Origin of the sequence: Reinekea marinisedimentorum (genome assembly GCF_004341165.1) — a bacterium.
Lineage (GTDB): Bacteria > Pseudomonadota > Gammaproteobacteria > Pseudomonadales > Natronospirillaceae > Reinekea > Reinekea marinisedimentorum.
This window is the reverse complement of the sequence record NZ_SLZR01000011.1, coordinates 18770-41739: the sequence shown is the minus strand read 5'-3', so window position 1 is coordinate 41739 and position 22970 is coordinate 18770. Positions and strand designations below refer to the sequence as shown.

Annotated in this window: 27 protein-coding genes; 20 read left to right on the top strand and 7 right to left on the bottom strand. The window is 50.4% G+C overall.

Annotation, left to right across the window (positions count from 1 at the left end; translation table 11 throughout):
* The first annotated feature begins 105 nt into the window (after positions 1–105).
* The 12 genes from BCF53_RS12965 (at position 106) to BCF53_RS12910 (ending at position 10761) form a co-directional block, all read left to right on the top strand.
* Positions 106–930, top strand: a complete 825-nt coding sequence (locus BCF53_RS12965) for a MinD/ParA family protein (protein WP_132702167.1) — start codon at positions 106–108, stop codon at positions 928–930.
* Positions 931–952: 22 nt separating this feature from the next.
* Complete coding sequence (locus BCF53_RS12960; protein WP_132702246.1) at positions 953–1669, top strand: RNA polymerase sigma factor FliA; 717 nt, start codon at positions 953–955, stop codon at positions 1667–1669.
* Between the two features lie 265 nt (positions 1670–1934).
* The gene (gene cheY, locus BCF53_RS12955; RefSeq protein ID WP_481404356.1) at positions 1935–2309 is read left to right on the top strand and encodes a chemotaxis response regulator CheY; all 375 of its coding nucleotides are present in this window, start codon (positions 1935–1937) and stop codon (positions 2307–2309) included.
* A 24-nt stretch (positions 2310–2333) separates the two neighbouring features.
* Entirely contained in the window at positions 2334–3233 is a 900-nt protein-coding gene (locus BCF53_RS12950; protein WP_132702165.1) for a protein phosphatase CheZ, read from the top strand.
* A 12-nt stretch (positions 3234–3245) separates the two neighbouring features.
* Positions 3246–5423, top strand: coding sequence for a chemotaxis protein CheA (locus BCF53_RS12945; protein ID WP_132702164.1), 2178 nt, complete (start codon positions 3246–3248; stop codon positions 5421–5423).
* 29 nt (positions 5424–5452) lie between these two features.
* Positions 5453–6490 carry a protein-glutamate methylesterase/protein-glutamine glutaminase gene (locus BCF53_RS12940; protein WP_132702163.1) on the top strand — a complete coding sequence of 346 codons (1038 nt, stop codon included), beginning with the start codon at positions 5453–5455 and terminating at the stop codon, positions 6488–6490.
* A gap of 88 nt (positions 6491–6578) precedes the next feature.
* Complete coding sequence (locus BCF53_RS12935) at positions 6579–7313, top strand: flagellar motor protein (protein ID WP_207902730.1); 735 nt, start codon at positions 6579–6581, stop codon at positions 7311–7313.
* Positions 7310–8083 (top strand): flagellar motor protein MotB, encoded by a 774-nt coding sequence (locus BCF53_RS12930; RefSeq protein WP_132702162.1) that lies wholly within the window; start codon positions 7310–7312, stop codon positions 8081–8083. Before BCF53_RS12935 ends, BCF53_RS12930 begins: the two co-directional genes overlap by 4 nt.
* Before the next feature lie 19 nt (positions 8084–8102).
* The gene (locus BCF53_RS12925; protein ID WP_132702161.1) at positions 8103–8867 is read left to right on the top strand and encodes a ParA family protein; all 765 of its coding nucleotides are present in this window, start codon (positions 8103–8105) and stop codon (positions 8865–8867) included.
* A gap of 31 nt (positions 8868–8898) precedes the next feature.
* Positions 8899–9675 carry a chemotaxis protein CheW gene (locus BCF53_RS12920; RefSeq protein ID WP_132702160.1) on the top strand — a complete coding sequence of 259 codons (777 nt, stop codon included), beginning with the start codon at positions 8899–8901 and terminating at the stop codon, positions 9673–9675.
* 101 nt (positions 9676–9776) lie between these two features.
* Positions 9777–10256 (top strand): chemotaxis protein CheW, encoded by a 480-nt coding sequence (locus tag BCF53_RS12915; RefSeq protein ID WP_132702159.1) that lies wholly within the window; start codon positions 9777–9779, stop codon positions 10254–10256.
* Between the two features lie 67 nt (positions 10257–10323).
* On the top strand, positions 10324–10761 hold the full coding sequence (locus tag BCF53_RS12910; RefSeq protein ID WP_132702158.1) for a hypothetical protein: 438 nt from the start codon (positions 10324–10326) through the stop codon (positions 10759–10761).
* A gap of 24 nt (positions 10762–10785) precedes the next feature.
* Here the strand turns inward: BCF53_RS12910 and BCF53_RS12905 are convergent, their stop codons facing one another.
* Complete coding sequence (locus BCF53_RS12905; RefSeq protein ID WP_132702157.1) at positions 10786–11088, bottom strand: PilZ domain-containing protein; 303 nt, start codon at positions 11086–11088, stop codon at positions 10786–10788.
* A gap of 132 nt (positions 11089–11220) precedes the next feature.
* On the opposite strand from BCF53_RS12905, the gene BCF53_RS12900 reads away from it, so the two are divergent.
* From BCF53_RS12900 to BCF53_RS12865, 8 genes are all read left to right on the top strand, one after another.
* Positions 11221–12402 carry a response regulator gene (locus tag BCF53_RS12900; RefSeq protein WP_132702156.1) on the top strand — a complete coding sequence of 394 codons (1182 nt, stop codon included), beginning with the start codon at positions 11221–11223 and terminating at the stop codon, positions 12400–12402.
* Positions 12403–12418: 16 nt separating this feature from the next.
* Positions 12419–12913 carry an STAS domain-containing protein gene (locus BCF53_RS12895; protein WP_132702155.1) on the top strand — a complete coding sequence of 165 codons (495 nt, stop codon included), beginning with the start codon at positions 12419–12421 and terminating at the stop codon, positions 12911–12913.
* 9 nt (positions 12914–12922) lie between these two features.
* Complete coding sequence (locus BCF53_RS12890) at positions 12923–13960, top strand: NAD(P)H-dependent glycerol-3-phosphate dehydrogenase (protein ID WP_132702154.1); 1038 nt, start codon at positions 12923–12925, stop codon at positions 13958–13960.
* A 38-nt stretch (positions 13961–13998) separates the two neighbouring features.
* Positions 13999–14265: a DUF4389 domain-containing protein gene (locus tag BCF53_RS12885; RefSeq protein WP_132702153.1), complete on the top strand. Its 267-nt coding sequence runs from the start codon at positions 13999–14001 to the stop codon at positions 14263–14265.
* Positions 14266–14703, top strand: coding sequence for a SixA phosphatase family protein (locus BCF53_RS12880; RefSeq protein ID WP_132702152.1), 438 nt, complete (start codon positions 14266–14268; stop codon positions 14701–14703). It begins immediately after the preceding gene.
* 67 nt (positions 14704–14770) lie between these two features.
* Entirely contained in the window at positions 14771–15721 is a 951-nt protein-coding gene (gene prmB / locus BCF53_RS12875; RefSeq protein WP_132702151.1) for a 50S ribosomal protein L3 N(5)-glutamine methyltransferase, read from the top strand.
* 69 nt (positions 15722–15790) lie between these two features.
* Complete coding sequence (gene aroC, locus BCF53_RS12870) at positions 15791–16888, top strand: chorismate synthase (RefSeq protein ID WP_132702150.1); 1098 nt, start codon at positions 15791–15793, stop codon at positions 16886–16888.
* Between the two features lie 107 nt (positions 16889–16995).
* Positions 16996–17373 (top strand): DUF2914 domain-containing protein, encoded by a 378-nt coding sequence (locus BCF53_RS12865; RefSeq protein ID WP_132702149.1) that lies wholly within the window; start codon positions 16996–16998, stop codon positions 17371–17373.
* 55 nt (positions 17374–17428) lie between these two features.
* Here BCF53_RS12865 and BCF53_RS12860 read toward each other — a convergent pair whose 3' ends face one another.
* From BCF53_RS12860 to flgA, 6 genes are all read right to left on the bottom strand, one after another.
* Entirely contained in the window at positions 17429–18544 is a 1116-nt protein-coding gene (locus BCF53_RS12860; protein WP_132702148.1) for a cation diffusion facilitator family transporter, read from the bottom strand.
* 95 nt (positions 18545–18639) lie between these two features.
* A complete protein-coding gene (locus BCF53_RS12855) occupies positions 18640–19296 on the bottom strand; it encodes a response regulator (protein ID WP_132702147.1) in 657 nt (218 codons plus the stop codon).
* A gap of 208 nt (positions 19297–19504) precedes the next feature.
* Positions 19505–21211 (bottom strand): coiled-coil domain-containing protein, encoded by a 1707-nt coding sequence (locus BCF53_RS12850; protein WP_132702146.1) that lies wholly within the window; start codon positions 21209–21211, stop codon positions 19505–19507.
* Positions 21212–21214: 3 nt separating this feature from the next.
* A complete protein-coding gene (gene flgN, locus BCF53_RS12845) occupies positions 21215–21715 on the bottom strand; it encodes a flagellar export chaperone FlgN (RefSeq protein ID WP_132702145.1) in 501 nt (166 codons plus the stop codon).
* A gap of 60 nt (positions 21716–21775) precedes the next feature.
* Complete coding sequence (flgM, locus tag BCF53_RS12840) at positions 21776–22084, bottom strand: flagellar biosynthesis anti-sigma factor FlgM (protein WP_132702144.1); 309 nt, start codon at positions 22082–22084, stop codon at positions 21776–21778.
* Between the two features lie 129 nt (positions 22085–22213).
* Positions 22214–22909, bottom strand: coding sequence for a flagellar basal body P-ring formation chaperone FlgA (gene flgA, locus BCF53_RS12835; RefSeq protein ID WP_165901916.1), 696 nt, complete (start codon positions 22907–22909; stop codon positions 22214–22216).
* Between the last annotated feature and the right edge of the window lie 61 nt (positions 22910–22970).

Sequence of the window (22970 nt, the reverse complement as noted above, 5' to 3'; positions counted from 1 at the left end):
ATTAAAAGTAATAGAAATCGTATTCAGATCAGTAGCTTATTTAGTCTTGTGTGACTGCAAATTTTCAAGGCTGATCTATACTGGGGTGAATCGAGGAAATAGGTAATGAATAATTTGAACCCTGTACAGGTAGTTGCCGTCACCGGTGGTAAAGGTGGCGTGGGAAAAAGCAATGTATCCGTGAACCTGGCGATTGGTCTCGCTGAGTTGGGCAAGCGGGTTGTTATTCTCGACGCAGACTTAGGGCTTGCAAATCTTGATATTCTGCTCGGACTTTCAGTAAACAAAAACATCAGTGATGTGCTGAGAGGCGAAGCGCAGCTGGCCGATATTATGGTTGAAGGCCCGGCCGGCATTAAGATTATTCCGGCGGCATCCGGCACTCAGCAGATGGCCAACCTGGGTGAAATAGAGCACGCCGGTATTATTACCGCATTCAGCGAGTTAGCTGATTTTATTGATGTGCTTATTGTCGATACCGCTGCCGGCATTTCCAAAACCGTAACCAGCTTTGTGCGTGCGGCTCAAGAGGCCATTGTTGTGGTCACCGACGAGCCGACGTCTATTACCGATGCCTATGCTTTGATAAAAGTATTGAACCGCGACTGCCGTATGAACCGTTTCCGTATGGTTTCCAATATGGTGAGGTCTGCCAAAGACGGTCAGCAACTGTTTAATAAGTTGGTGAAAGTGACCGATCGCTTTCTGGATGTTTCGCTGCAGTATGGTGGTTCCATTCCAATGGACGACTGCGTGCGTAAATCTGTACAGCGACAGAAAGCCGTACTGGAGGCCTACCCGCGTTCTGCGGCCGCTTCTGCCTACCGCGCTCTGGCACAAAAAGTAGTGACATGGCCGTTACCGAGTACACCCAAAGGTAACCTGGAATTTTTTGTTGAAAGGCTCATTCAGGGCGCGGGAGCTGCCTGAAATGTCTGCGCAGAGTTACAGCATGTATGACACGCAACCAAAAGTAGATTATCAACAGCTGGTCGAACAGTACGGTGTGCTTGTTAAGCGCATTGCTCATCACCTGCTGGCCCGCTTGCCGGAAAGTGTCCAGTTGGACGATCTGGTGCAGTCCGGCATGATTGGCTTATTTGAAGCGGCAAGCAATTACGATTACTCAAAGGGTGCCAGTTTTGAAACCTATGCTGGCATCCGTATTCGTGGTTCCATGCTCGATGAAATCCGCAAGGGCGATTGGGTACCCCGCAGTGTTCACCGTAATTCCCGGCGGATATCCGAAGCAATACACACCATTGAAATGCGTGAAGGCCGCGATGCCAGCGATCAGGAAGTGGCAGAAGAGCTGGGCATTCCATTGCAGGAATATTATTCGCTGCTGAAAGATACCCAAGGCTCCAGATTGTTCAGCTTTGAAGAGCTGATTGAAAACAACAATGCTGATGTTCACGATCCCCAGCCTGCTGTCACCGAAGAAGCCGCACCGCATTCAGGTCATCAAAACGATCAGATGAACACTCAGCTTGCCGATGCTATCCGCGCATTGCCTGAGCGCGAGCAGTTGGTACTTTCCTTGTACTACGATGAAGAGCTGAACCTGAAAGAAATTGGAGCGGTGTTGGATGTCAGTGAATCACGGGTGAGTCAAATTCATTCCCAGGCGACAATGAGGTTACGCGCCAAAATGCGTGACTGGACATAAATTGATCGTTTATTTATTTTTTCTGTTTATTCATAAATATTCCTAAAAAATGGCCGATAAAGGCAGAAGCTGAGACGGTCAATTAATGTTACCCTGCGCGCAAATTTTTCTTTCGCTGATTGAACGATGTTCATCAGCTTGCGCTTCGCCTTAATGGCAGGCAGGGGAAACATCTAAAATAGTGGATAGCACCGTAGCACGGTCTATTATGAATAAAGCAGTTATTGTCCGGATAAGGCTATAGGAGGTCATCTTGGATAAAAATATGAAAATTCTGGTCGTCGACGATTTTTCAACAATGCGTCGCATTGTTAAGAATCTTCTGCGGGATCTGGGATTTACCAATACTCACGAAGCGGACGATGGCACAACGGCATGGCCGATGTTGCAAAGTGGCGATTTCGATTTTGTTGTCACTGACTGGAATATGCCCGGCATGACCGGTATTGAGCTCTTGCAGAAAATTCGGGCCGATGAGCGCCTGAAGGGTATTCCTGTACTGATGGTTACTGCGGAAGCAAAGCGCGATCAAATCGTCGCAGCAGCTCAGGCCGGTGTGAATGGTTATGTCGTAAAACCTTTTACTGCAGCGGCACTTAAAGAAAAAATAGAAAAAATATTTGAGCGCGTGGAAGGCTAGTTAGACTGAACGCGAGGGGGCAATATGAGTGATATCACTCACGTCTCGGATGAGTTCGTCGGTCTTCTGAAAGAGCAGGCCTCGATCTTATTAGAGCACGTCGATACCGGGAACATAGAAGCAGCTGTTGGTGTACTGGCTCAATTGCAACAGGCGCGTACTCCGGATTTACCGGATGAAGCAGACGTCATGGAAGCGCTTCGCATTAAGGCGTTTGACTTATATAACAACATTGCAGACGGTGATCATCAGTCTGCTCTGAAAGATCTGCAGGAAATGCAGAATGTGCGTGATAAAGGTCTGTATCAGGAAGTTGGCCGGCTGACTCGTGCGCTGCACAGTGCCATAACCAATTTTCAGATCGATACCAAAACTGAAACATCGTCTGAGATAACCGATGCCACAGACCGGTTGGATTATGTCGTGCAACTGACAGAGAACGCTGCCAATAAAACACTCGATCTGGTTGAAGAAAGTCTGCCCATTGCAGATAACCTGAAACAGGAAGCCGCCGAGCTGAAAAAAGAGTGGGAGCGTCTGGTGCAGCGCGATATGACGCCGGATGAGTTCCGGGCGTTGTACTGGCGGTTAGATGACTATTTCAAATCTCTGGATACTGACAGCAATAAACTGTCGGCCAACATGACCGATATTCTGCTGGCTCAGGATTTTCAGGATTTAACCGGGCAGGTTATCAATAAGGTGACCTCACTGGTTAAAGAGGTTGAAGCCAGCCTGGTAGATCTGGTTTATATGGCCAGTCAGGTTGAGGCTATTACTGGAATTGCCACCAGTGGTGAAGATCCGGCTAAAGCGGCCGATATGAATATGAAAGGCCATGGCCCACAGGTTGATAAAGAAAAAGAAGATGTGATGGCCAGCCAGGATGATGTAGACGATCTTTTATCTAGTTTAGGTTTTTAAGGGGCACAAACTATGGGCTTCGAGGCGGATGACGAAATCCTTCAGGACTTTCTTGTCGAAGCAGGCGAAATTCTGGAACAGCTCTCAGAGCAGCTGGTTACACTGGAAAATACGCCTGATGACAAAGATTTACTGAATGCGATATTTCGTGGTTTTCATACCGTTAAAGGTGGTGCTGGCTTCTTGCAACTTACGGAGTTGGTCGATTGCTGTCATGCAGCGGAAAACGTATTCGATACATTGCGCAACGGCCACCGCGCCGTAGATGCTGATTTAATGGACCATGTTCTGAATGCATTGGATGCCGTTAATGAGATGTTTGGCAATGTTCAGAATGGCGAGCCTCTGACACCTGCAGATCATGATTTGATTGAGCGCCTGCATCATTTTGCAAAACCGGCGGCAGAAACAGATTCGGCCGAGCCGGAAGTTCCCGTGCCTGCTGCTGAACAAACCCCGGTTGCCGAGGCTGTTGCCAGTGATGCGACCGCACAGACAGGCGTACCCGGTGACGACATTACCGATGCAGAGTTCGAGCAGTTGCTGGATGCTATCTCGCCGCCTTCTGCTGTAAAAGACGTCGCAGAGCCTGAACCGATCGTTGCCGCAGGCGGTGATGATGAAATTACTGATGAAGAATTTGAAGCATTGCTCGATCAGATTCACGGTAAAGGCAAGATGTCTGCAAGCCCCGCTCCGCCGCAAGAAGCAAAGGCTGCTCCGCCCGTCAGTGAAACGCCTGCCCCGAAAGCCGAGCCGGTAACACCGGCTGTGTCTGGCGGTGACAGCGATGAAATTTCTGATGAAGAATTCGAGGCACTGCTGGATCAGTTGCACGGCAAAGGCAAGTTTGCTGTTCCCGGCGCCAGTGAACCGAAAAAAGCGGCACCCGCCGCTGCGAAGCCCGCTGCACCGGCGACACCTGCACCTCAGCCGGTGAAACCCGTGAAGGCTGAAGCGCCTGCTGCAAAGGCGGTACAGAAACCGGCTGCCGCTCCGGCAAAAGTCCAGCCACCGACTCAGGATGCAACCGTACGGGTAGATACCCAGCGTTTGGATGACATCATGAATATGGTGGGTGAACTGGTTCTGGTGCGTAACCGGCTGGTTCGTTTGGGGGCCGAGCTGGAAAACGAAACGCTGCAGAAAGCCGTCGCCAACCTGAATGTGGTGACCGCTGATCTGCAAATGTCGGTGATGAAAACCCGAATGCAGCCGATCAAAAAAGTATTCGGTCGTTTCCCACGGGTTGTGCGGGATTTAGCGCGTAACCTGAAAAAAGAAGTCATTTTAGAGCTGGTCGGTGAAGAAACCGATCTCGATAAAAATCTGGTCGACGCGTTGGCCGACCCACTGGTCCACCTGGTGCGCAACTCGGTTGACCATGGTGTGGAGCAGCCAGATGTACGTGAAAAAAATGGCAAGCCGCGCACTGGCAAAATCATTCTCTCGGCGGAGCAGGAAGGTGATCATATTCTGTTGACCATCAAAGACGATGGCAGCGGTATGGACCCGGATAAACTGCGCAGCATTGCCGTTAACCGCGGAGTGATGGATCAGGATGCTGCCGACCGTTTGACGGATAAAGAATGCTTCAACCTTATCTTCGCACCCGGCTTCAGCACCAAGGATGTCATCTCCGATGTATCCGGCCGGGGTGTCGGCATGGATGTTGTGAAAACAAAAATATCACAACTGAACGGAACTATTGATATCGAATCGGCCCGTAATGTCGGCACGACTATCAGTATTAAGGTACCGTTAACGCTGGCCATTATGCCGACGCTTATGGTGATGTTGGAAGATCAGGCATTTGCATTACCGCTGGTGAGCGTGAACGAAATTTTCCACCTGGATCTGTCACAAACCAATGTTGTTGATGGTCAGGAAGTTGTGCTCGTTCGGGGCAAGCCAATACCGCTGTATTACCTGAAGCGCTGGCTCATCCATAACAAAGCGCATGTGGCCAGTGAGCGCATTGAAGGTCATGTTGTGGTGGTGACAGTGGGTACTCAGAGTGTCGGTTTTGTGGTTGATCAGCTGGTTGGTCAGGAAGAGGTGGTGATTAAACCACTTGGTGAGATGCTGCAGGGAACCGATGGTTTAGCCGGCGCCACCATAACCGGGGACGGGCGTATAGCCCTGATTCTGGATATTCCAAGCTTGCTGAAAGCGCACGTTTATAATTAATAATCCATACAGGGTTTTGAGGTTGCTGCATGTCCATTAAGGTTTTGATTGTTGATGATTCTTCGTTTTTTCGCCATCAAATCAAATCCATCATCAACTCCAGTCCTAATCTGACCGTTGTCGGTGAAGCCGCCAACGGCCGTGATGCTATTGATAAGGTTGTCAGCCTGAAACCGGATGTCATCACGATGGACTACGAAATGCCATTAATGGATGGCATTACCGCAGTGCGTGAAATTATGCGCAGGCAGCCAACCCCTATTTTAATGTTCTCCTCGCTGACTCTGCAGGGTGCCCGGGTAACCCTGGATGCACTGGATGCCGGTGCGGTTGATTTCCTACCCAAGAGTTACGAAAAAGCCTCCGGCAATACTGAAGCCTTAAGACAGGCCTTGGTTGAAAAGCTGCAGACTATTGCCCGGCCTTCGTCGCTGTTGCGCAGAGGCGCACCGGCTGCACCGCGAAGCCCGGTGGCCCGTACCACCGCAGCCCGCAAGTATACTCAACGCTTTGAACTGGTCATGATCGGTACCTCTACCGGTGGCCCGGTTGCACTGCAAAAGGTGTTGACCCAGTTACCGGCAAATTTCCCGGTGCCGGTCTTGCTTATTCAGCACATGCCCGGCTCCTTTACCGGCGCTTTTGCTGAGCGCCTGAACAGCCAGTGCCGCATTGGTGTAAAGGAAGCGGAAGACGGTGACATCATCAAGCCGGGTATGGCCTACCTGGCACCCGGTGGAATGCAGATGATGCTCACCGGAAAAAACAAGCTTAAAGTTCTGGCCGGCGATGCCCGCCTGAACTACAAACCATCCGTTGATCTCACCTTCGGCAGTGCCGTGAAGCACTACAACAAGAGTGCTCTGGCGATCGTTTTAACCGGTATGGGTGCCGACGGCAGAGAGGGGGCCCGTTTACTGAAGCAGGCTCAGAATGTGATCTGGGCGCAGGAAGGCAGTACCTGCGTGATTGATGGCATGCCTTCTGCTGTAGTAAAAGCAAACCTGGCAGATGAAGTGATTCCACTACCAGATATTGCCCGCCGGATCATTAATGTGGTGACCTGAGCGGAAACCTTTTTCCGGCAGGGCAGGCACGCTATCTCGCAGGTGGTTGCTCCACTCATTTAGACGCAACAAACAGCAAGGAATTGAAATGATCGCATTTTTCGGCTTACTTCTGGCCTGGTTTGCCGTTTTTGGTGGGCATTTGCTTGAAGGCGGACAGCCGGGTTCGCTGTCAAATTTCCCTGCTGCATTAATCGTGATTGGTGGCACACTGGCCGCCGGTATGATCCAGGCCGATTTCAAAACCTGGAAGGCTGCCTGGCGGCTGTTTCCGAACATCTTCTGGAAACCCGCGCACAGCGCCGATATCTGCATTGGTAAGCTGGTTCGCTGGTGTCAGATGGCGCGCCGCAGCGGGCCGCTCAGCCTGGACCCTGAATCATCTAAAGAACCGGATAATTACCTGCGTTTGGGGTTGCAGCTGATTGTCGACGGTGCAGAGAAAGACAAAATTCACAAAAGCCTTTCTGTCACAACGGAATCGCGCGAAAACGAGTGGCTGCGAGCGGCAGACCTGTTTGAATCACTCGGAGGCTATGCGCCTACGATGGGTATTATCGGCGCAGTGCTGGGCTTGATTCAGGTCATGACACAGGTGGACGATGTTCAGTTGATCGGCTCCGGTATTGCCACGGCCTTTGTCGCCACGATTTACGGTGTCGGTTTCGCAAACCTGTTTTTATTGCCGGTTTCCGGCCGCTTGCGCAATGAAGCCATGGCGCGCAGCCAGTTTGAAGAGATGGTTCTGGATGGTTTTCTGGCCATCGTGGAAGGTGAAAACCCGCGTGTTATGGAGCGCAGGCTTCGGGAGTACCGGTTGTGAACCGCGATCACCGGCAGCGCTTTCAGAGTCGTTCAGCGAACGAGCATCGCTGGATGATTTCGTATGCCGATTTCCTGACGTTGCTCTTTGCTTTTTTCGTCTTCCTGTTTTCCATCAGCTCGCTGGAAAAGGAAAAATTCCGTCAGGTCAGCGACACACTGTTGCAAATCTTTGATGTCCAGCCAACCGCGATAGAGCCATTGCAAATGCCGGCCACACCGGAAGGCCCGGATTTCTTCAACCCGCTGTATCAACCGGAGCCATTGCCGGCGACCTATGTCGATTTAAACGACAGCGCTCAGTATCATCAGCAATCTTCGCTGATCGATATTCAGCAGCAACTCGGCGAGTCATTTCAGCAGCTGATCGAACAGCAGCTGTTCAGCGTCAGCGGCAGTGAGTCGTGGATAGAAATACAGCTTTCAGATTCCGTTACATTTTTATCCGGCTCGGCCGATATTACTAATCAGGCAGAGGCAGTTTTATATGAAATCGGCAAATTACTCAGTGAAGTCAACCTGCCGGTAAAGGTTGAAGGCTACAGCAGTGCTGCCGAAGGTTCGGAAAGTGCAGATGCTTGGATGCTATCAACCCTGCGCTCCGCCAATGTAGTGCGCTACCTGCAGCGAGCGGGCATTCCCGGGCAGCGGCTTTCCGTAGTGGCATTCGGGCCATATCAGCCGGCCTTGGTAGCCGACTCGGCTACCTTTAACGGAAGAATTTCCATAGTGGTTTCCGGCTTTGGCGTAGAGGCAGAGTCGAGGCAATGAATAGATTGAAAGGTGTTGTATGCATGTATGGTCAGTAGCAAATCAGAAAGGTGGCGTCGGTAAGACGACATCTGTCGTTTCTATTGGCGCGTTGCTGGCAGAGCAGGGGCATCGGGTGTTGTTGTTTGATCTCGACCCGCAGGGTTCATTGACCAGTTATTTTGGTATGAACCCGGATGAGATCAGCCCGTCCGGCTTTGATCTGTTTATGAATCAGGGCAAGGTCACCGAACAGCAGGCTAAGGCCGTGATGGTTGATACGCCCATCGACGGCGTGAGCATGATCCCGGCCTCTACAGCGCTGGCGACTCTGGAGCGTAATGTCAGTAAGCAGGATGGTCTTGGCCTGGTGGTTTCTAAAACTCTGGCCTGCCTGTGGGATGACTTCGATTACGCCATTATCGACACGCCGCCGCTGTTGGGCGTTTTGTTGATTAATTCTCTGGCGGCCTGCCAGAAACTGCTGGTGCCAGTGCAGACAGAATTCCTGGCCATTAAAGGCTTGGAACGCATGGTTAATACCATCGAGATGGTGATGCGGTCGCAACGGCGGCAGATGGATTATCTGGTCATCCCGACTATGTTTGATCGCAGGACACAGGCGTCTATTCAGAGTTTAAAAGCACTGCGTGAGCAATATGAAGGTAAAATATGGAACTCGGCCATTCCGATCGATACCAAGTTGCGCGATGCCAGCCGCCTGGGTAAGGCAATCAGCCAGCTCGATGCAGAGTCGAGAGCGGCCAGAGCCTACCGGATGTTACTGAAAACACTGTTAGCCTGATTAAACCAGTAAAAAGATTTAAGTAGTTAATATGAATCGACCTAAACCCGTAGCCACAGCGACCAAACCGAAAGCGGCAGCCAGCCGTCTGGCCGTTATGTCGTATCTGGATGAAATGCTGCATGAAGCAACAACGGCGGCAGAAACCGAGGAAGTGGTCGAGGAAATCGTTGAGACTGTTGTTCAGCCAGAGCCAGAGCCAGAGCCAGAGCCAGAGCCAGAGCCAGAGCCAGAACCAGAGCCAGAACCAGAGCCAGAACCAGAGCCAGAACCAGAGCCAGAGCCAGAACCAGAGCCAGAACCAGAACCGGAACCAGAGCCGGAACCTAAGAAAGACTTCTCCCCAACCTGGTCTGCTAACGGCAGGCCAGAATGGGCGCAGGATCGCTTCGACTGCCTGGTCTTCACGGTCAGCGGGCTCAAGCTGGCGGTGCCGTTGGTGCTGCTGGGTAACATCTTCCCGTTGGATCGCGAGCTGACCTCACTATACGATCAGCCCGGCTGGTTCCTGGGGTTGCTGCCGGTGCTTCAGGAGAAAAACATCCGGGTTGTCGATACCTCTCAGCTGGTAATGCCCGAGCGTTATCGGGCTGAAGATACCAAGACTCTGAAGTTTGCTGTCAGCATGCATAACTCAGACTGGGCGCTCGCAGCGCATTCTATTGATGGCTCGGTGACGCTTGAGCCAGACTCAGTGAAGTGGCGCTCTAACAGAACCGCGCGACCCTGGCTTGCCGGAACGGTGATCTCGGAAATGTGCGCTCTGGTAGATATCGATGGCTTTGCCAGAATTCTGCGGCAACAGTAAATAGCTGCGCCTGAACACCGATTTAGCCCTGAAGGGATTATTCCTGCAGGTAAAATGAACCTGAACTATAGTATTAAAATTCGAGTTGTGGAGAACTATAAATGACTGCTCAGACAGCCAAAACCGGTGATGACCCGATTCTGCAATGGGTGACTTTCCGTCTGGAAAACGAAACCTATGGCATTAACGTCATGCAGGTGCGAGAGGTGTTGCGCTACAGTGAGATCGCGCCGGTACCGGGTGCGCCTTCCTATGTGATTGGCATCATCAACCTGCGCGGTAACGTCGTGACCGTAGTGGATACCCGAGAGCGTTTCGGTCTGCCGACCTCCGATATTACCGACAATACCCGCATTGTTATTCTTGAAACGGAAAATCAGGTCGTTGGTATTCTGGTCGATGCGGTTGCTGAAGTGGTTTACCTGCGCCAATCAGAAATTGAAGTGGCTCCGAACGTCGGCAACGAAGAAAACGCCCGTTACATTCAGGGTGTTAGCCATAAAAATGACGAACTGCTGATTCTGATTGAAATTAAAAACCTGCTTACTGAGTCTGAGTGGGCAGAGCTTTCGGATATCTGAGGCTATTCCATTTCTGGCCTGATTCCTGCTGAGTACCACCAAACGTGTCAAAACTTTGGAGATTGTTATGGTGGCGCTTGGTGGGGTTCAACTATCCATCCTGGAAATAATTCTAACTGTTGGTTTTTTGTCTCTTTCAGTGGCAACAGCGCTGTGCCTTAAACGTATCGCCGGCCTGCAGCAGCAGGTCACAACCTTTCAATGCAACGCCAGCCGCGAGATTAAGATGGTGAATCAGGGCGCGATTGGCCTTGGTCGTCGTTTTTCTCTATTGGAAGCCCGACTAAAAAAATCTACGGCTGCTTCAGCGCCTGAGCCGGTGAAAGCGAGCATTAAAAGTCAGGTCAGTGCCTTTGAGCTGATCCACAACCAATCAATCGATGCGTCTGTTTCTGAGCCGGTTGGTAACGCCAAAACAACCGCTCATCCGGCACGAACCAGAAAGCACAAAACACAGGCTGAGCAGTCTTTATCGCGCTGGATGAGTGAGCAACAGCCCGCCTGAATCATCTAACCTGCGGCTTGCAGGTTAGCTCATTGCTGAGATTTCAATCCCGATCTGGTACTCGCTTTCAGACTGCTTGTCGCAACGGATAACCCTGCCGCTTGAATGCATTGCCTGAAACTGGGCGTTGGGTGACGGAATAGTGACAGAGACTTCGGCCTCTAGCTGAATGGGTTGGCTGGATAACAGAGAAAGCCCTGATGCGCTTAAATCCTGGCAGGTGACGTCCATAGTTTGAGAGCCATCGATAGTGAGTTTGGCTACAGAATTCATTTGCATACGGATGAAGTTTCGCTTTTCTTCAAAGTCGCGGTCGAGCTGGCCCATGAGACACTCCTGTTGTTGTTAGGTGTTAAGCCCTTTATGACGCAAATCTGTCAGGATCAGTACAAGCAAAATGTTGCGTTCTGATCGGAGTATAGCTAAGTTGGCCCTTTATTCTTGAGATCTGACCAGAAAATGGCAATAAACGATTCAACCCTCCTTATTGTTGAAGATGAACAGGCAATCCGTGAGTCCATCGTGGCCTATTTTGAGGACAGTGGTTATCGGATTCTCGAAGCCTCCAACGGCTCTGAAGGGCTTTCTATTTTTGAATCCAAACAGCCCGACCTTGTAATTTGTGACCTGCGAATGCCGGGAATTGACGGGCTTCAGTTGCTCAGTAATATTATGGATCAGTCTGATGAGACGCCGGTCATCGTGGTTTCCGGGGCAGGGGTCATGACTGACGTAGTAGAGGCATTAAGGCTGGGAGCCGCCGATTACCTGATGAAGCCGGTGGTCGACCTGCAGGTGCTGGAGCATTCTGTTGAACGGGCGCTGGAACGTTCACTGCTTGTTAAAGACAACCTCAGGTACCGGGCAGAACTGGAAAAACGGAATCAGGAACTTCAGGATCACGTCGATCGGCTCAAGCTTGATTTACAGGCCGGGCGCGCCGTACAGCAACAGCTGCTGCCACGCTATACCCTGACACAGGGTAAATATGAAGTTCGCCACGATATGGAGCCATCGACCTATCTGAGTGGTGACCTGGTGGACTACTTCGAACTCGACCCCAGCACCATCGTGTTTTATATCGCCGATGTATCCGGGCATGGAGCCAGCTCAGCACTGATTACCCTGTTGATTAAAACGCAGATCAGCCGCTACCGGGCCGAATATGAAAATGGTACTTCAGATTTGATTTCCAGCCCCGGGCCGCTGCTCAGGCAGATTAATCTGGAGCTACTGAAAACCCAAACCAATAAGCACGCTACGCTGTTTTATGGAATTTTGAACACCGTTGAAGATCGTATGACCTATTCAATGGCGGCTCACTTCCCGTCTCCGATCATCAGTCGGGAGGGTGGCTGTGAGACGATTGAACCGGAAGCACTGGCCGTTGGCCTGTTTGAAGATGCCTCTTACGAGACCAGAAAGCTCGATATGAAAGGCTTCAAATCACTCACCTTACTGTCTGATGGTATTTTCGAGTTGATGGAAGATGAAACTCTTGCAGAAAAGGAAGACAGGTTGCTTGAGTTAGGTGCTCAACCTACCCATACTATGTATGATTATCTCGCTAAGTTGCGTGAAAATGGTCAAACAATGAACGCGCCAGACGATATTACCGTATTAACGGTTGAGAAATCTTAAAAAGGTGTAGAGGTTTATGAGCAATGGCCGAGTCCTGATGGCAAACCATCAGGGAAATTACGTCATTAAGCTGACTGGTGATGTTCGTATGACGCTCTGTACGACGATCGACTCCTGTCTGGATTCGATGGTCGACGATGCAAGGTTCAACTCTGTGATTGTTGATGTGACCGAAGCAGAGGGTATCGACAGCACCAGTCTGGGCATGCTTGCCAAAATTTCCCGTTTGTCCACGCCAAAGATGGGGCAAACTCCGTTATTAATTTCCTCCAAACCTGATATCACCCGGGTTATAGAATCAATGGGTTTTCGTGACCTGGTGTTCACTATTGTGGACCAGTCCGATCTGGTTGAAGCTGCCGATCTTGAAGAGCAGAACGCCGGTGAGCCCGATGAAAACGCAGCCCGGGATAGGGTTCTGGAAGCACATAAAATTCTGATGTCACTGAATGAGACCAACAGGAAGACCTTTCTGGATCTCGTTGAGTGCATTGAAAATCAAATCAGCTAAGGATTCTTCGTGAACACATCCAATTCCCTTGCGCCAAGTAAGGTTACTGTTTTGGGTGGTGGTAGCTTTGGGACAGCTATCGCTAATATTGCCGCCATCAATAATCACCAGGTTACTCTCTGGATGCGCAGTGAAAAGCAGGCGCAGGATATCATCGACAACCGGGAGAATTCCCGCTATTTGCCCGGCTACAAGCTGCACGCTGGGCTGACGCCATCGCTGAGCCTTAAAGACTCAGTCAGTCAGGCGGACTATATTTTTGTTGCGGTACCGAGTAAGGCCTTCCGCGCAGTTGTTGAAGAAATGGCGCCGTTTCTGCCAGCGCAGGCGCGTTTGATTAGCCTCACCAAAGGCATTGAGCCGCACGGCTTTAAATTGATGAGCCAGTTGTTGATGGAGGTCGCACCGGGGCATCAGGTGGGTGTTATTTCCGGCCCGAACCTCGCTAAAGAGATTGCTGACAATCAAATTTCTGCCACGGTGATCGCCTCCTACAGTCAGGATCTGCGTCAGGACGTGCAGGAAATGCTCAGCTGCAGCTCGTTTCGTGTGTATGGCAACCCGGATATTTACGGCGTTGAAATGGCAGGGGCGTTAAAAAACATCTACGCCATTATTACTGGCCTGGCCGTTGCACTGGGTATGGCTGAAAACACCCGCGCTGCAATTATTACCCGCTCGTTGGCTGAAATGTCGCGTTTTGCTGTTCGCCTTGGGGCTAACCCGATGACCTTTCTGGGCTTGGCCGGGGTTGGTGATCTTATTGTCACCTGTTCTTCAAAACTCAGCCGCAATTACCGGGTTGGCTATTATATCGGTGAAGGGCAAACCCTGAAGCAGGCCATTAAGAATATCGGAGAAACCGCCGAGGGTATTAATACCTTGCGCATGGTTTATGAAAAGTCTGAAGAACTGAATATCTACATGCCACTGGTCAAAGGGCTTTATCAGATCATCTATAAAGACTGCCCGATTGATGTGATTGCCAAGCAACTGATGTCTGGCGATCTGGCGCAGGATGTTGAATTCATGTCTGCTGGTGTTTAGCAACGTTAACCCTAATAAAAATGCATTGAGGTTTTGCTATGACTAAAGAAAAACGGGAGTTTCTGGCGTTCAGGCTGGTGTTTATGGTGCTGTTCTGGATCTTCCTGAAGATAAGTCTGTTGGTGACGGCGGTGATTGCGCTGATTCAGTGGGTTGTCCAGTGGTTTCAGGAAGAGCCGATTGAAAGCTTGTTCAGGTTTTCATCTTCATTGCTGAAGTTTCAGAGCGCCATACTGGCGTATCTGACCTTTCAATCGGATGAAAAGGTGTTCCCGTTCCGGGACTGGCCGGATGGAGACGCCTGAATGTATCTCTATTTAATGCGCCATGGCGAAGCTGAAGTCATTGCCCGGGATGATGCCTCCCGCCCGCTAACCGCGACCGGAAGGGCTTCGGTTGCCAGTAAATCCCGCTTTATAGACAGCGTTGAGCTGATGGTGGTCAGCCCCTACCTGCGGGCGCTGCAGAGTGCGGATATCCTGGTGGAAGAAGGGCTGAGTGTTCAACGTCGGCTGATCGATGATCGGGTGACTCCGGATTGCCCGCTCGACCCTGTTGTTTCAGATGTGATTCAGCCGGGGCTTTCTGCTCAACTGATCGTGGCGCATAACCCCCTGCTGACCAGGTTGGTGCGGTCACTCTGTGGTGACGAAGCGGCTAATGTCGCGCTTGGCACCGCCGATTTAGTCTGTTTATCCGGTGATTTCCTGCCCGGATGTGCACGGCTGGAGTGGGTTCGCTAGCTTAATTAGCTTTTCTATAGTTCAGGCGGGCAGGTATACTGCCCGTTTTTTTGATGAAACCAATTTTATGCAATCTTCCAAATCCCCGAGTTTTCCCGAGTTTGAACAGGTTTTAGGTTTGAAAACGGTAGGCGACTGGATTCGTTTCAGCGCCAGCCAGATGGAAAGAAATGGATGTTATTACGGGCATGGCTTTGCGTCGCCTTGGCAGGAAAGCCGGTTTCTGATTTTACGGGGCCTGAGTTTGGACTGGGACGTGCCGGAAATAGCCGAGCATGCCGCCCTGATCCCGCAAGAACAGGAAGTGCTGTATACGCTGATTAAATCGCGCTGCATTGAGAAGATTCCTACCGCATACCTACTGGAAGAATCCTGGTTCTGTTCAGAGCCGTTTCGCATTACGCCCAGTGTACTGATACCGCGATCGCCCATCGCCGAGTTGATTAACGAAGGCTTCCAGCCCTGGCTGCAAGAGCCTCCTTCGGAAATGCTGGATATGTGTACCGGCAGTGGCTGCATTGGTATCGCCATGGCCCGTGCGTTCCCTGAGGCCCATGTGGACATCAGCGACATCAGCGAAGAGGCGCTTTCGATTGCCGTCGAGAACATCAGCAGCAAAGACCTCGGCTACCAGGTCGATGCCTATTTGAGTGACCTTTTTGAATCCTTACCGGATAAAAAATACGACCTGATCGTCACTAACCCTCCGTATGTGGATGTCGAAGATCTGGATGATATGCCGCAGGAGTTCTCTCACGAGCCACGCCTTGGTCTGGCTGCCGGAGAAGATGGCCTCGATCTGGTCCGTGATATACTCGCCCGGGCGCCGGATTATCTGACCGAGCACGGCTGTCTGGTTGGTGAGGTGGGTAATAGCGCTGTAGCGCTTATGGATGCCTTCCCGGAAGTGGATTTTCACTGGCCGGAGTTTGCATCTGGAGGCCACGGCGTGTTTGTTATCGAAGCCGCGGAGCTGAGAAAACATCATTCCCTGTTTGAAAGTCGTCGCTGCCGTTAAGCGTGCTTTTAAGCCCGGCGGCTGATAATTCTAATACTGAAAATTAAGAACTGAGAGAGATCACATTCAATGTCTGGAAATAGTTACGGTCGTTTATTTACCCTGACCACCTTCGGAGAAAGTCATGGCGCGGCGTTAGGCGCAATTGTAGATGGCTGCCCGCCGGGTCTGGAACTCACCGAAGCTGATCTGCAGGTCGATCTCGACCGCCGCAAACCAGGCACCAGCAAACATACGACCCAGCGACGTGAAGACGATAAGGTGAAAATTTTATCCGGTCTGTTCGAGGGTAAAACCACCGGTACGCCGATTGGCCTGATCATTGAAAACACCGATCAGCGCAGCAAAGACTATTCAAATATTGAAAATACTTATCGTCCTGCCCATGCCGATTATGCCTATGATCAGAAATTTGGTTTTCGCGATTACCGGGGTGGTGGGCGCAGCTCTGCGCGTGAAACGGCAATGCGTGTTGCGGCCGGTGCCATTGCTAAAAAGTATCTGAAAGAAACCTTTGGTGTCGAGATTTATGGCTATTTAAGCCAGCTCGGCCCAATAGAGCTGGACTGCAAAGATAAAGCACAGATTGAACAGAATGCCTTTTTTTGTGGTGACGAAAGCAAGCTTCAGGAACTGAATGATTACATGGTCAACCTGCGCAGCGAGCAGGATTCGGTGGGTGCCAAGGTGTCGGTTGTAGCCACCGGTATGATTCCGGGTTGGGGTGAGCCTATTTTTGATCGGCTGGATGCAGAAATCGCACACGCCATGATGAGCATCAACGCTGTGAAGGGTGTTGAAATCGGCGATGGCTTCGATGTCGTCAGCCAGAAGGGCACTGAGCACCGCGATGAAATGAGGGCTGAAGGTTTTGTCAGCAATCACGCCGGGGGTATTGTGGGTGGCATCAGCACCGGCCAGGATGTTCTGGTGAATATTGCGCTGAAACCTACATCGTCCATTACGACCCCGGGTCGCAGTATTAACCGTCAGGGTGAAAATATTGATGTGGTTACCAAAGGCCGACATGACCCCTGTGTCGGGATTCGTGCTGTGCCAATTGCAGAAGCCATGCTGGCGCTGGTATTAATGGATCATTGTTTGCGTCACCGTGCTCAGAATGCGGCTGTGGTCCCACCGTTACCGCCGATCCCGTCACAGCTGTAATACATTATTCATCAACTTCTAAGCAGGGAATGTGAGCTGGCTGACATTCCCTGTTTTTGTTTCTGCCTAAAATTCAGGCCTTAAATTTTCCTTGTAAGGTTTCTGAAATGAAAAAATCTTTGGCGGTTCTGGCGCTTGCGTTGACTTCAGCATTCGTGATGGCAGAGCCGGAAGTTTCTCGTCATCAGTTTACATCGGCGGTTATTGACCGGGAGCCGGTGGATGCCCTGACCGATGCCATGAATGTTAACCCCATCTTTTACTTCACCGACCTGCGAGGCTACGAGGGTACGACCGTAACGCACCGCTGGTTGTTCAATGGAGATGCCATGGCTGAGGTGATGTTCAATGTTGCCGGTCCACGCTGGCGTGTCTATTCAACCAAGCGCTTTCAGCCGGAATGGGATGGTGAGTGGGTTGTTGAGGTGGTCGATGAAGCCGGTCAGGTTGTTTCCAGCGATGCCATTTTGATTCAGATTGATTGATCTGAGCGGAGTGACAGGGCAGTGGTTAAGCACTGCCCGAACTGCGTCTGTTTAATCAGACCTTGCGATAGATAGTGATCGACTTTAACCAACTGGTTTCTTCAACAACACTTTGGCATTTGTCTTTTAAATCTGCCTCTTCCGCGTCATCGGAGTAGTGCAGGTCAGCCATAACCTCGTTATTAGAATAATGAATGCTGAGGTTTTCAAAGCTTTCTATACCCCTTTCTGTCAGCTTCTGCTCAAGCTCCTTGCGCTTGGGTTTCAGCTTTGTTTCCTTGTTTACGTTGTCTTCTTCAAAGTCGATGTGCAAGGTAACATCTTTGATTTCAGGGTGTGTCTTTCTCAGGCTGCTGATCGCGTAGTCGTTGATCTGGTGGGCTTCAGAGATCGAGATTTTCGGGTTTACCTGGATATGAGCATCAACAATCACATCTGACCCCATCAGCCGTGTTCGCATCTGGTGTGCGCCAATAATGTCGGTGGTGTCTTCCAGGGTGTCCATATAGGCTTGCTGCTGTTCTGCCGGTACGCCTCTGTCGATTAAGTCCTGCACGGCATTCCACGCCAGGCTGGCCCCCATTTTGCCGATAAGCAGGGCAACCAACAGTGCTGCAATGTACTCGAAAAACTCAAAGCCCAGCATAGAAAAGATAATGCCGATGAACACCGCAACGGATGAAAGGCTGTCTGAACGTGAATGCCAGGCATTGGCTTCCAGCAGGTTGGAGCGGGTGACCTTTGCCCACTTCATGGTGTAGTGAAACAACAGCTCCTTGCTGACAACGGAAATGCCGACAGTAATCAGAGCAATCATGCTGGGCTTCACGTATTCACCGTGAAGCATTGCCAGCAGGTTTTCAAAACCGATACCCAGCGCAATAACCAGCAGCACAGAGCCAAGCACGGCGGTGCCTATGGTTTCGTAACGTGCATGGCCATAAGGGTGGTCTTCGTCCGGTCCGTGTTGGGCCAGTTTACCCAGAATGAGCGCCAGAACATCGGTGGCTAAATCGGAAAGGCTGTGCAGGCCATCGGCAATAAGGCCGGGTGAGCGGGTTATAACGCCTATGGATAGCTTCAGAACGGAGAGCAGGGTATCAATAGCCGTACATATCCAGTTGACACGGCTGATGATTTTGTAGCGTTCATGATTGTTTAATTCAGTCATATTAAAGGGCTATTAAAATGAAGTGACTGAATGATACCACTGCAGTGGTCAATCTATGAATCAGAATGACCACTTAGCGGTAAAAATGGCGAGCGTTATTCAGGGACATTCAGGTATTGGTTAAAGATAGCCGCCTGAGTTCGGTTGAAAATGCCCAGCTTACGGAAGATTTCAGAAACGTGTGTTTTAACGGTCGTTTCCTTGATGTTCAGTTCGTAAGCGATTTGCTTGTTCAGGTAGCCACGGCTGATCAGGCTGAGAACGTTTTGCTGCTGTGGTGTCAGTGAGGCAAGCTTCTTCATTGCATCTATATCGTTATCGACGTCTTTCTGATCGACCACACCTTCCAGTGAGAAGTACTGCTCGCCCTTCAGTAGGGTATTGAGCGCTTTCACCAAGGCGTCCAGTTCCATGGATTTAATCAGGTAGCCAATAGCACCGGCAGATTTAACTTTGCGCATGGTCTGGCTGGATTCGTTGGCCGTTACCACGGCAATGGCGGTTTCCGGGTGTTTTTCGCGCAGCTCAATCAGCCCCATCAGGCCTACGCTGTCGGGCATTTTCAGGTCGAGCAGAATTAAATCGAGATCGCCCTGATCCGCTGCTTCCAAAGCATCTGCCAGCGTTTGCACCTGAGAAATATTAATTTTGAAGTCTGTTTGCGACAGCGCCTCAGAAAGCGCCTGCCTGAAGAGCGGGTGGTCATCGGCAACGAGAATGTTAATTTGGTCAGAAAATACGTTTGAACTCATAAATACCCGCCTGAAATTAGGTAATGAAAAGCTGCTGTCGTATCGACCCGTACATTGGTCAGGGACATAAGCTGTTGTTTTAGTTAAGTTCTTTATTTAAACAAAATTGGCTAGTGAAGGAAAGGCAGTCTGTCCACCCGTCTTTTTGGTGAGCGCGCGGGATTTTGCCTAAATTGTTGATTTATCGCACAGTTTCGGCCGATTGGCGTCATGCATTTGTTTTAGAAGGTTTGACTATTTCGACATCGGTAACGACCGGAGGTTCCTCATCATCGAAATCAATAATGGTTTCCGCCGGTTCTGAGGGTAGGTTTTCCAGCTTCTGTTTGAGCTCAATGTTTTCCTCTTCCAGCCGTGCAGTGGTTTTCAACAGGCTTTGAGTGTCGCTCATGTACTGGTGCAGCAGGCTTTCCATTTCAGCCAGATTTTCGTCGCTGGCATTGCCGGCCTGTGTATCGGAGCTGTTGTTATCAGCAGTATTGCCACCTTGTTGAAGTCTGGTGGATAAATCCTCTATTTCAGCCTCCAGCTGGCCGATCAGTGTATCGGATTCAGCAAGGAAGCCTTCAAGGCGTTCAACCTGCTGCTGGTGCTGTTCAATAAGCTTGCTGTTGTCGCCACCCTGCTGGAACTCACTGACAATGTTTTTCAGTTCACCAAGGCCACTTTTTTGACCGTCCTGAACGGAAGACAGCTCATCGAGCTTATTCGCCAGCTTTTCAGACTTGCTTCGGGCGACCTCGGATTCCAGTTTGGAAAGATCTTTATGGGACTGATCCAGTTCAGATTCCAGAATGGTGATGCACTGCTTGCTTTCTTTAAGTATCTGTTCCAGTCGGGCGATTTGCTGGGCCTGATCGTTCAGCAGCGCCTCTGCATCTTCACCGGCCCGCAGTTTTTCAATGTTGGTCTTCAGGGTCTCAACAACTACGGTCTGGGTTTCGTGATGTTGCTGCAATGGTTGAAGCGAGGCTGATTCGCCGGTGCCGGAATTTCCTGTCGCTGTGTTGCTTTGACCTGATTCCAATTGAGCAATTCTTGCCTGAGCCGCGGTAACTTCTTTTTCGAGCAGGCCGGTCGAGACATCGGCGCTCTTAATGTATTGCTCAAGGTTGCTAATTTGCTGTTCCAGAAGGTCTGTGTAAGCTGCAGCCTGCGAAGCCGGGTCCATCTGCTGCAGTTCCAGCTTCAGTTTGTTGATTGTTTCGTTAAGATCGAAGTTATCGCATTTCAGTTGATACAGCTGGTCTTCATATTTGCCCTGAACCGGCGTTTCCATGTAGTTTTCATCTGGCGCGGAGATGGCTTTTAGGTCTTCCAGCTCGCCCTCTAGTTGACGGATCTTAATCATGGCTTCGGTCAGCTTATTCTGAGCTTCGTGAAGGTCTGTTTCCAACTGGCCGGTATAGCGTTCTTCCTCGGCGTCTTCCTTGCGGTGTTCGATTGATTCCTGAAACTCATTTGATTCGCTCTTTAAGCGCTCAATGGCCTCCAGCGCCAGCTCCTGCCAGGTTTGTTCATCAATATTGCCGTCCAGAAGCTCCTGCTCCAGCTCCAAAAAGCGGATTCTCAGCCATTGTTCGGCCTGGTCAAGCTCCAGAGAGTTGGTCAGATCCTGAGGATGGTTTTGTTTCAGTTTTTCGAGCAGCCGGGCAATTTCACCCTGGCTCTCAGTAGCCGGGCTCTGTGTTTCTGCTGGCTGTTTGGATAGGGTGGGGCCTTTGTTATTTTTACGCTCCAGCGCAAGCGCATTCTGTTTTGCCTGCTGTCGGCGCAGCCTTTCAAAGCGCATCTCTTTCAGCAGGGCAACCAGCACTTTCAGCAGTCGGCTTTTATAGAACAGGAATACATTGATAATGACATACACCACAAAAATTTCAGCGGTGATGAATAGCGTCAATGGATCAATATACATGGCTTATACCTGCTCCACCCATCCTTGTTTTGAATAGTCCGATTGCTGACCCTGTGCTGAGTACGTGTCTGTCTCTCGCGCCAGGTTATGAACAATCTGCCGTTTTATCTGATTGCGACGTAACAATTCTTTAACTATAGCTTCGTTTGTTTTATTGAGCGCCTGATTTTTAATCAGTACGTTCTTGAGGGCTGTCCAGTCTTTCAGGACGTTTTCCGCCTCGCTGATTCCGGACCTATACAGGTAAGCTCTTAAGGCAACATAGCTGGGTTCTATGCCAAAGCTTTCGCAGATCTTCAGTATCGACCCCTGCATACCCGCCAGTTGGTCGATCAGTAGCTCTTTCTGAGGGAGGAGGGCATTGATTTCATCCCGGTTTTTTGAGGTCAGCTGTTTCTTCTCGTTAAGAAGAAGTTCGCCGAATTCGGTTGCAATAGACAGGGTTTCCCGCAGGGATTCCTGTAAATGTTTAAAGCTCTTCTGGTTAGCACTTTGAGCATCCATAAACACTGCCTTATATATCGGAAGCTGCGCTCTGCAGTCCGAAGGCAGTGATTATGGCTGTTACAGCTCACTCTCAAATCGACGGAATGCAGACGCGAGCTTGTCATAATCAATTTCATACTCGCCATTTGTAATAGCATTCCGAATGCTGTCTACCTTGTCCTGATCAACGTCAGGCATGTTTTGCACGCTGGATTCCAGCGCTTCCATGGTTCGGCCACGGTCGGAAAGTTCTACTACTTCATCCGATAAAGCAGTATCTGTGCCATTGCCGCTTTTTGCTTCCAGCGCCTGATCCGGACCGGTGTGCTTAGCCGTTTTGTTGGCGCCGACCTGAGTCGTGGTAGGCGCATTAACATTAATAGCCATCTGTTGTTGCCCTCGTTAAATATACTTATCTGTAGTAGTTAGCGGCGGTTGTGCCGATTACTTTAATGTTTTTTTTGGTTTTTTAAAAAAGAAACTGAAACCCACTGAAATTCGCGGCTTCCGGCGCGGTTAGTCGCGTCCTTTTTGTGTTGAAACCATGCCTTTATCGATTACCCAGGCTTTAATTCTGGCGTTGGTCTTTACATTTTTCACCGGAATCTGATCACCGATAGAGCCATCTTTCAGTGCTTCTCCGGTTGAGGTTACCCTCAGCCCGCCGCTGCCGGATACAATCGTTACCCAGTCGCCTCTTTTTACTGAAGCCGGGGCCTTGGCAATATAAGGGGTAATGACCTGGCCAATTTTTACCGTTCTTTGAACCTCAAAACCATCAACATCTTCCGCTTTACTGAAGTAGCCGCTTCTTAATCGGCTGGTTGGCAGCCGGCTTAAGGATAAATCGGAAGAATGAATTGGCTGATTCCTGCTCAGCGGGGCCGCGGCCACCACAACCATACGGTATATCTCTATCTGCGCGGGAATATAAGCCTTCCAGCCGGTGGCCGTACATTCGGCAAGCAACGTGTTGTTGCCGGCTTCGGGTTGTGAGCGCCATTCAAATGACAGTGCAGACGGGCATTCTTTATTCAGCGCATCAGCGGGCGGTAATTTTAAACTGTATTCAATGTCGGAAGCGGCAATGCCGGCAAAGCTTGAGTAGATTGAATCGGCAGCATAGCTTTCTATTTGAGTTCTGTGTTGTTCAAACGCAGCGGCAGAGGCGAAGTTAAACGCGGCGCCAAACGCCGTTATAGCCCATATCAAAAGAAATTTGCAGGGCAGGCATAAACTCATCGGGCAGGCCGCCGATAAGGAATAAAAATGT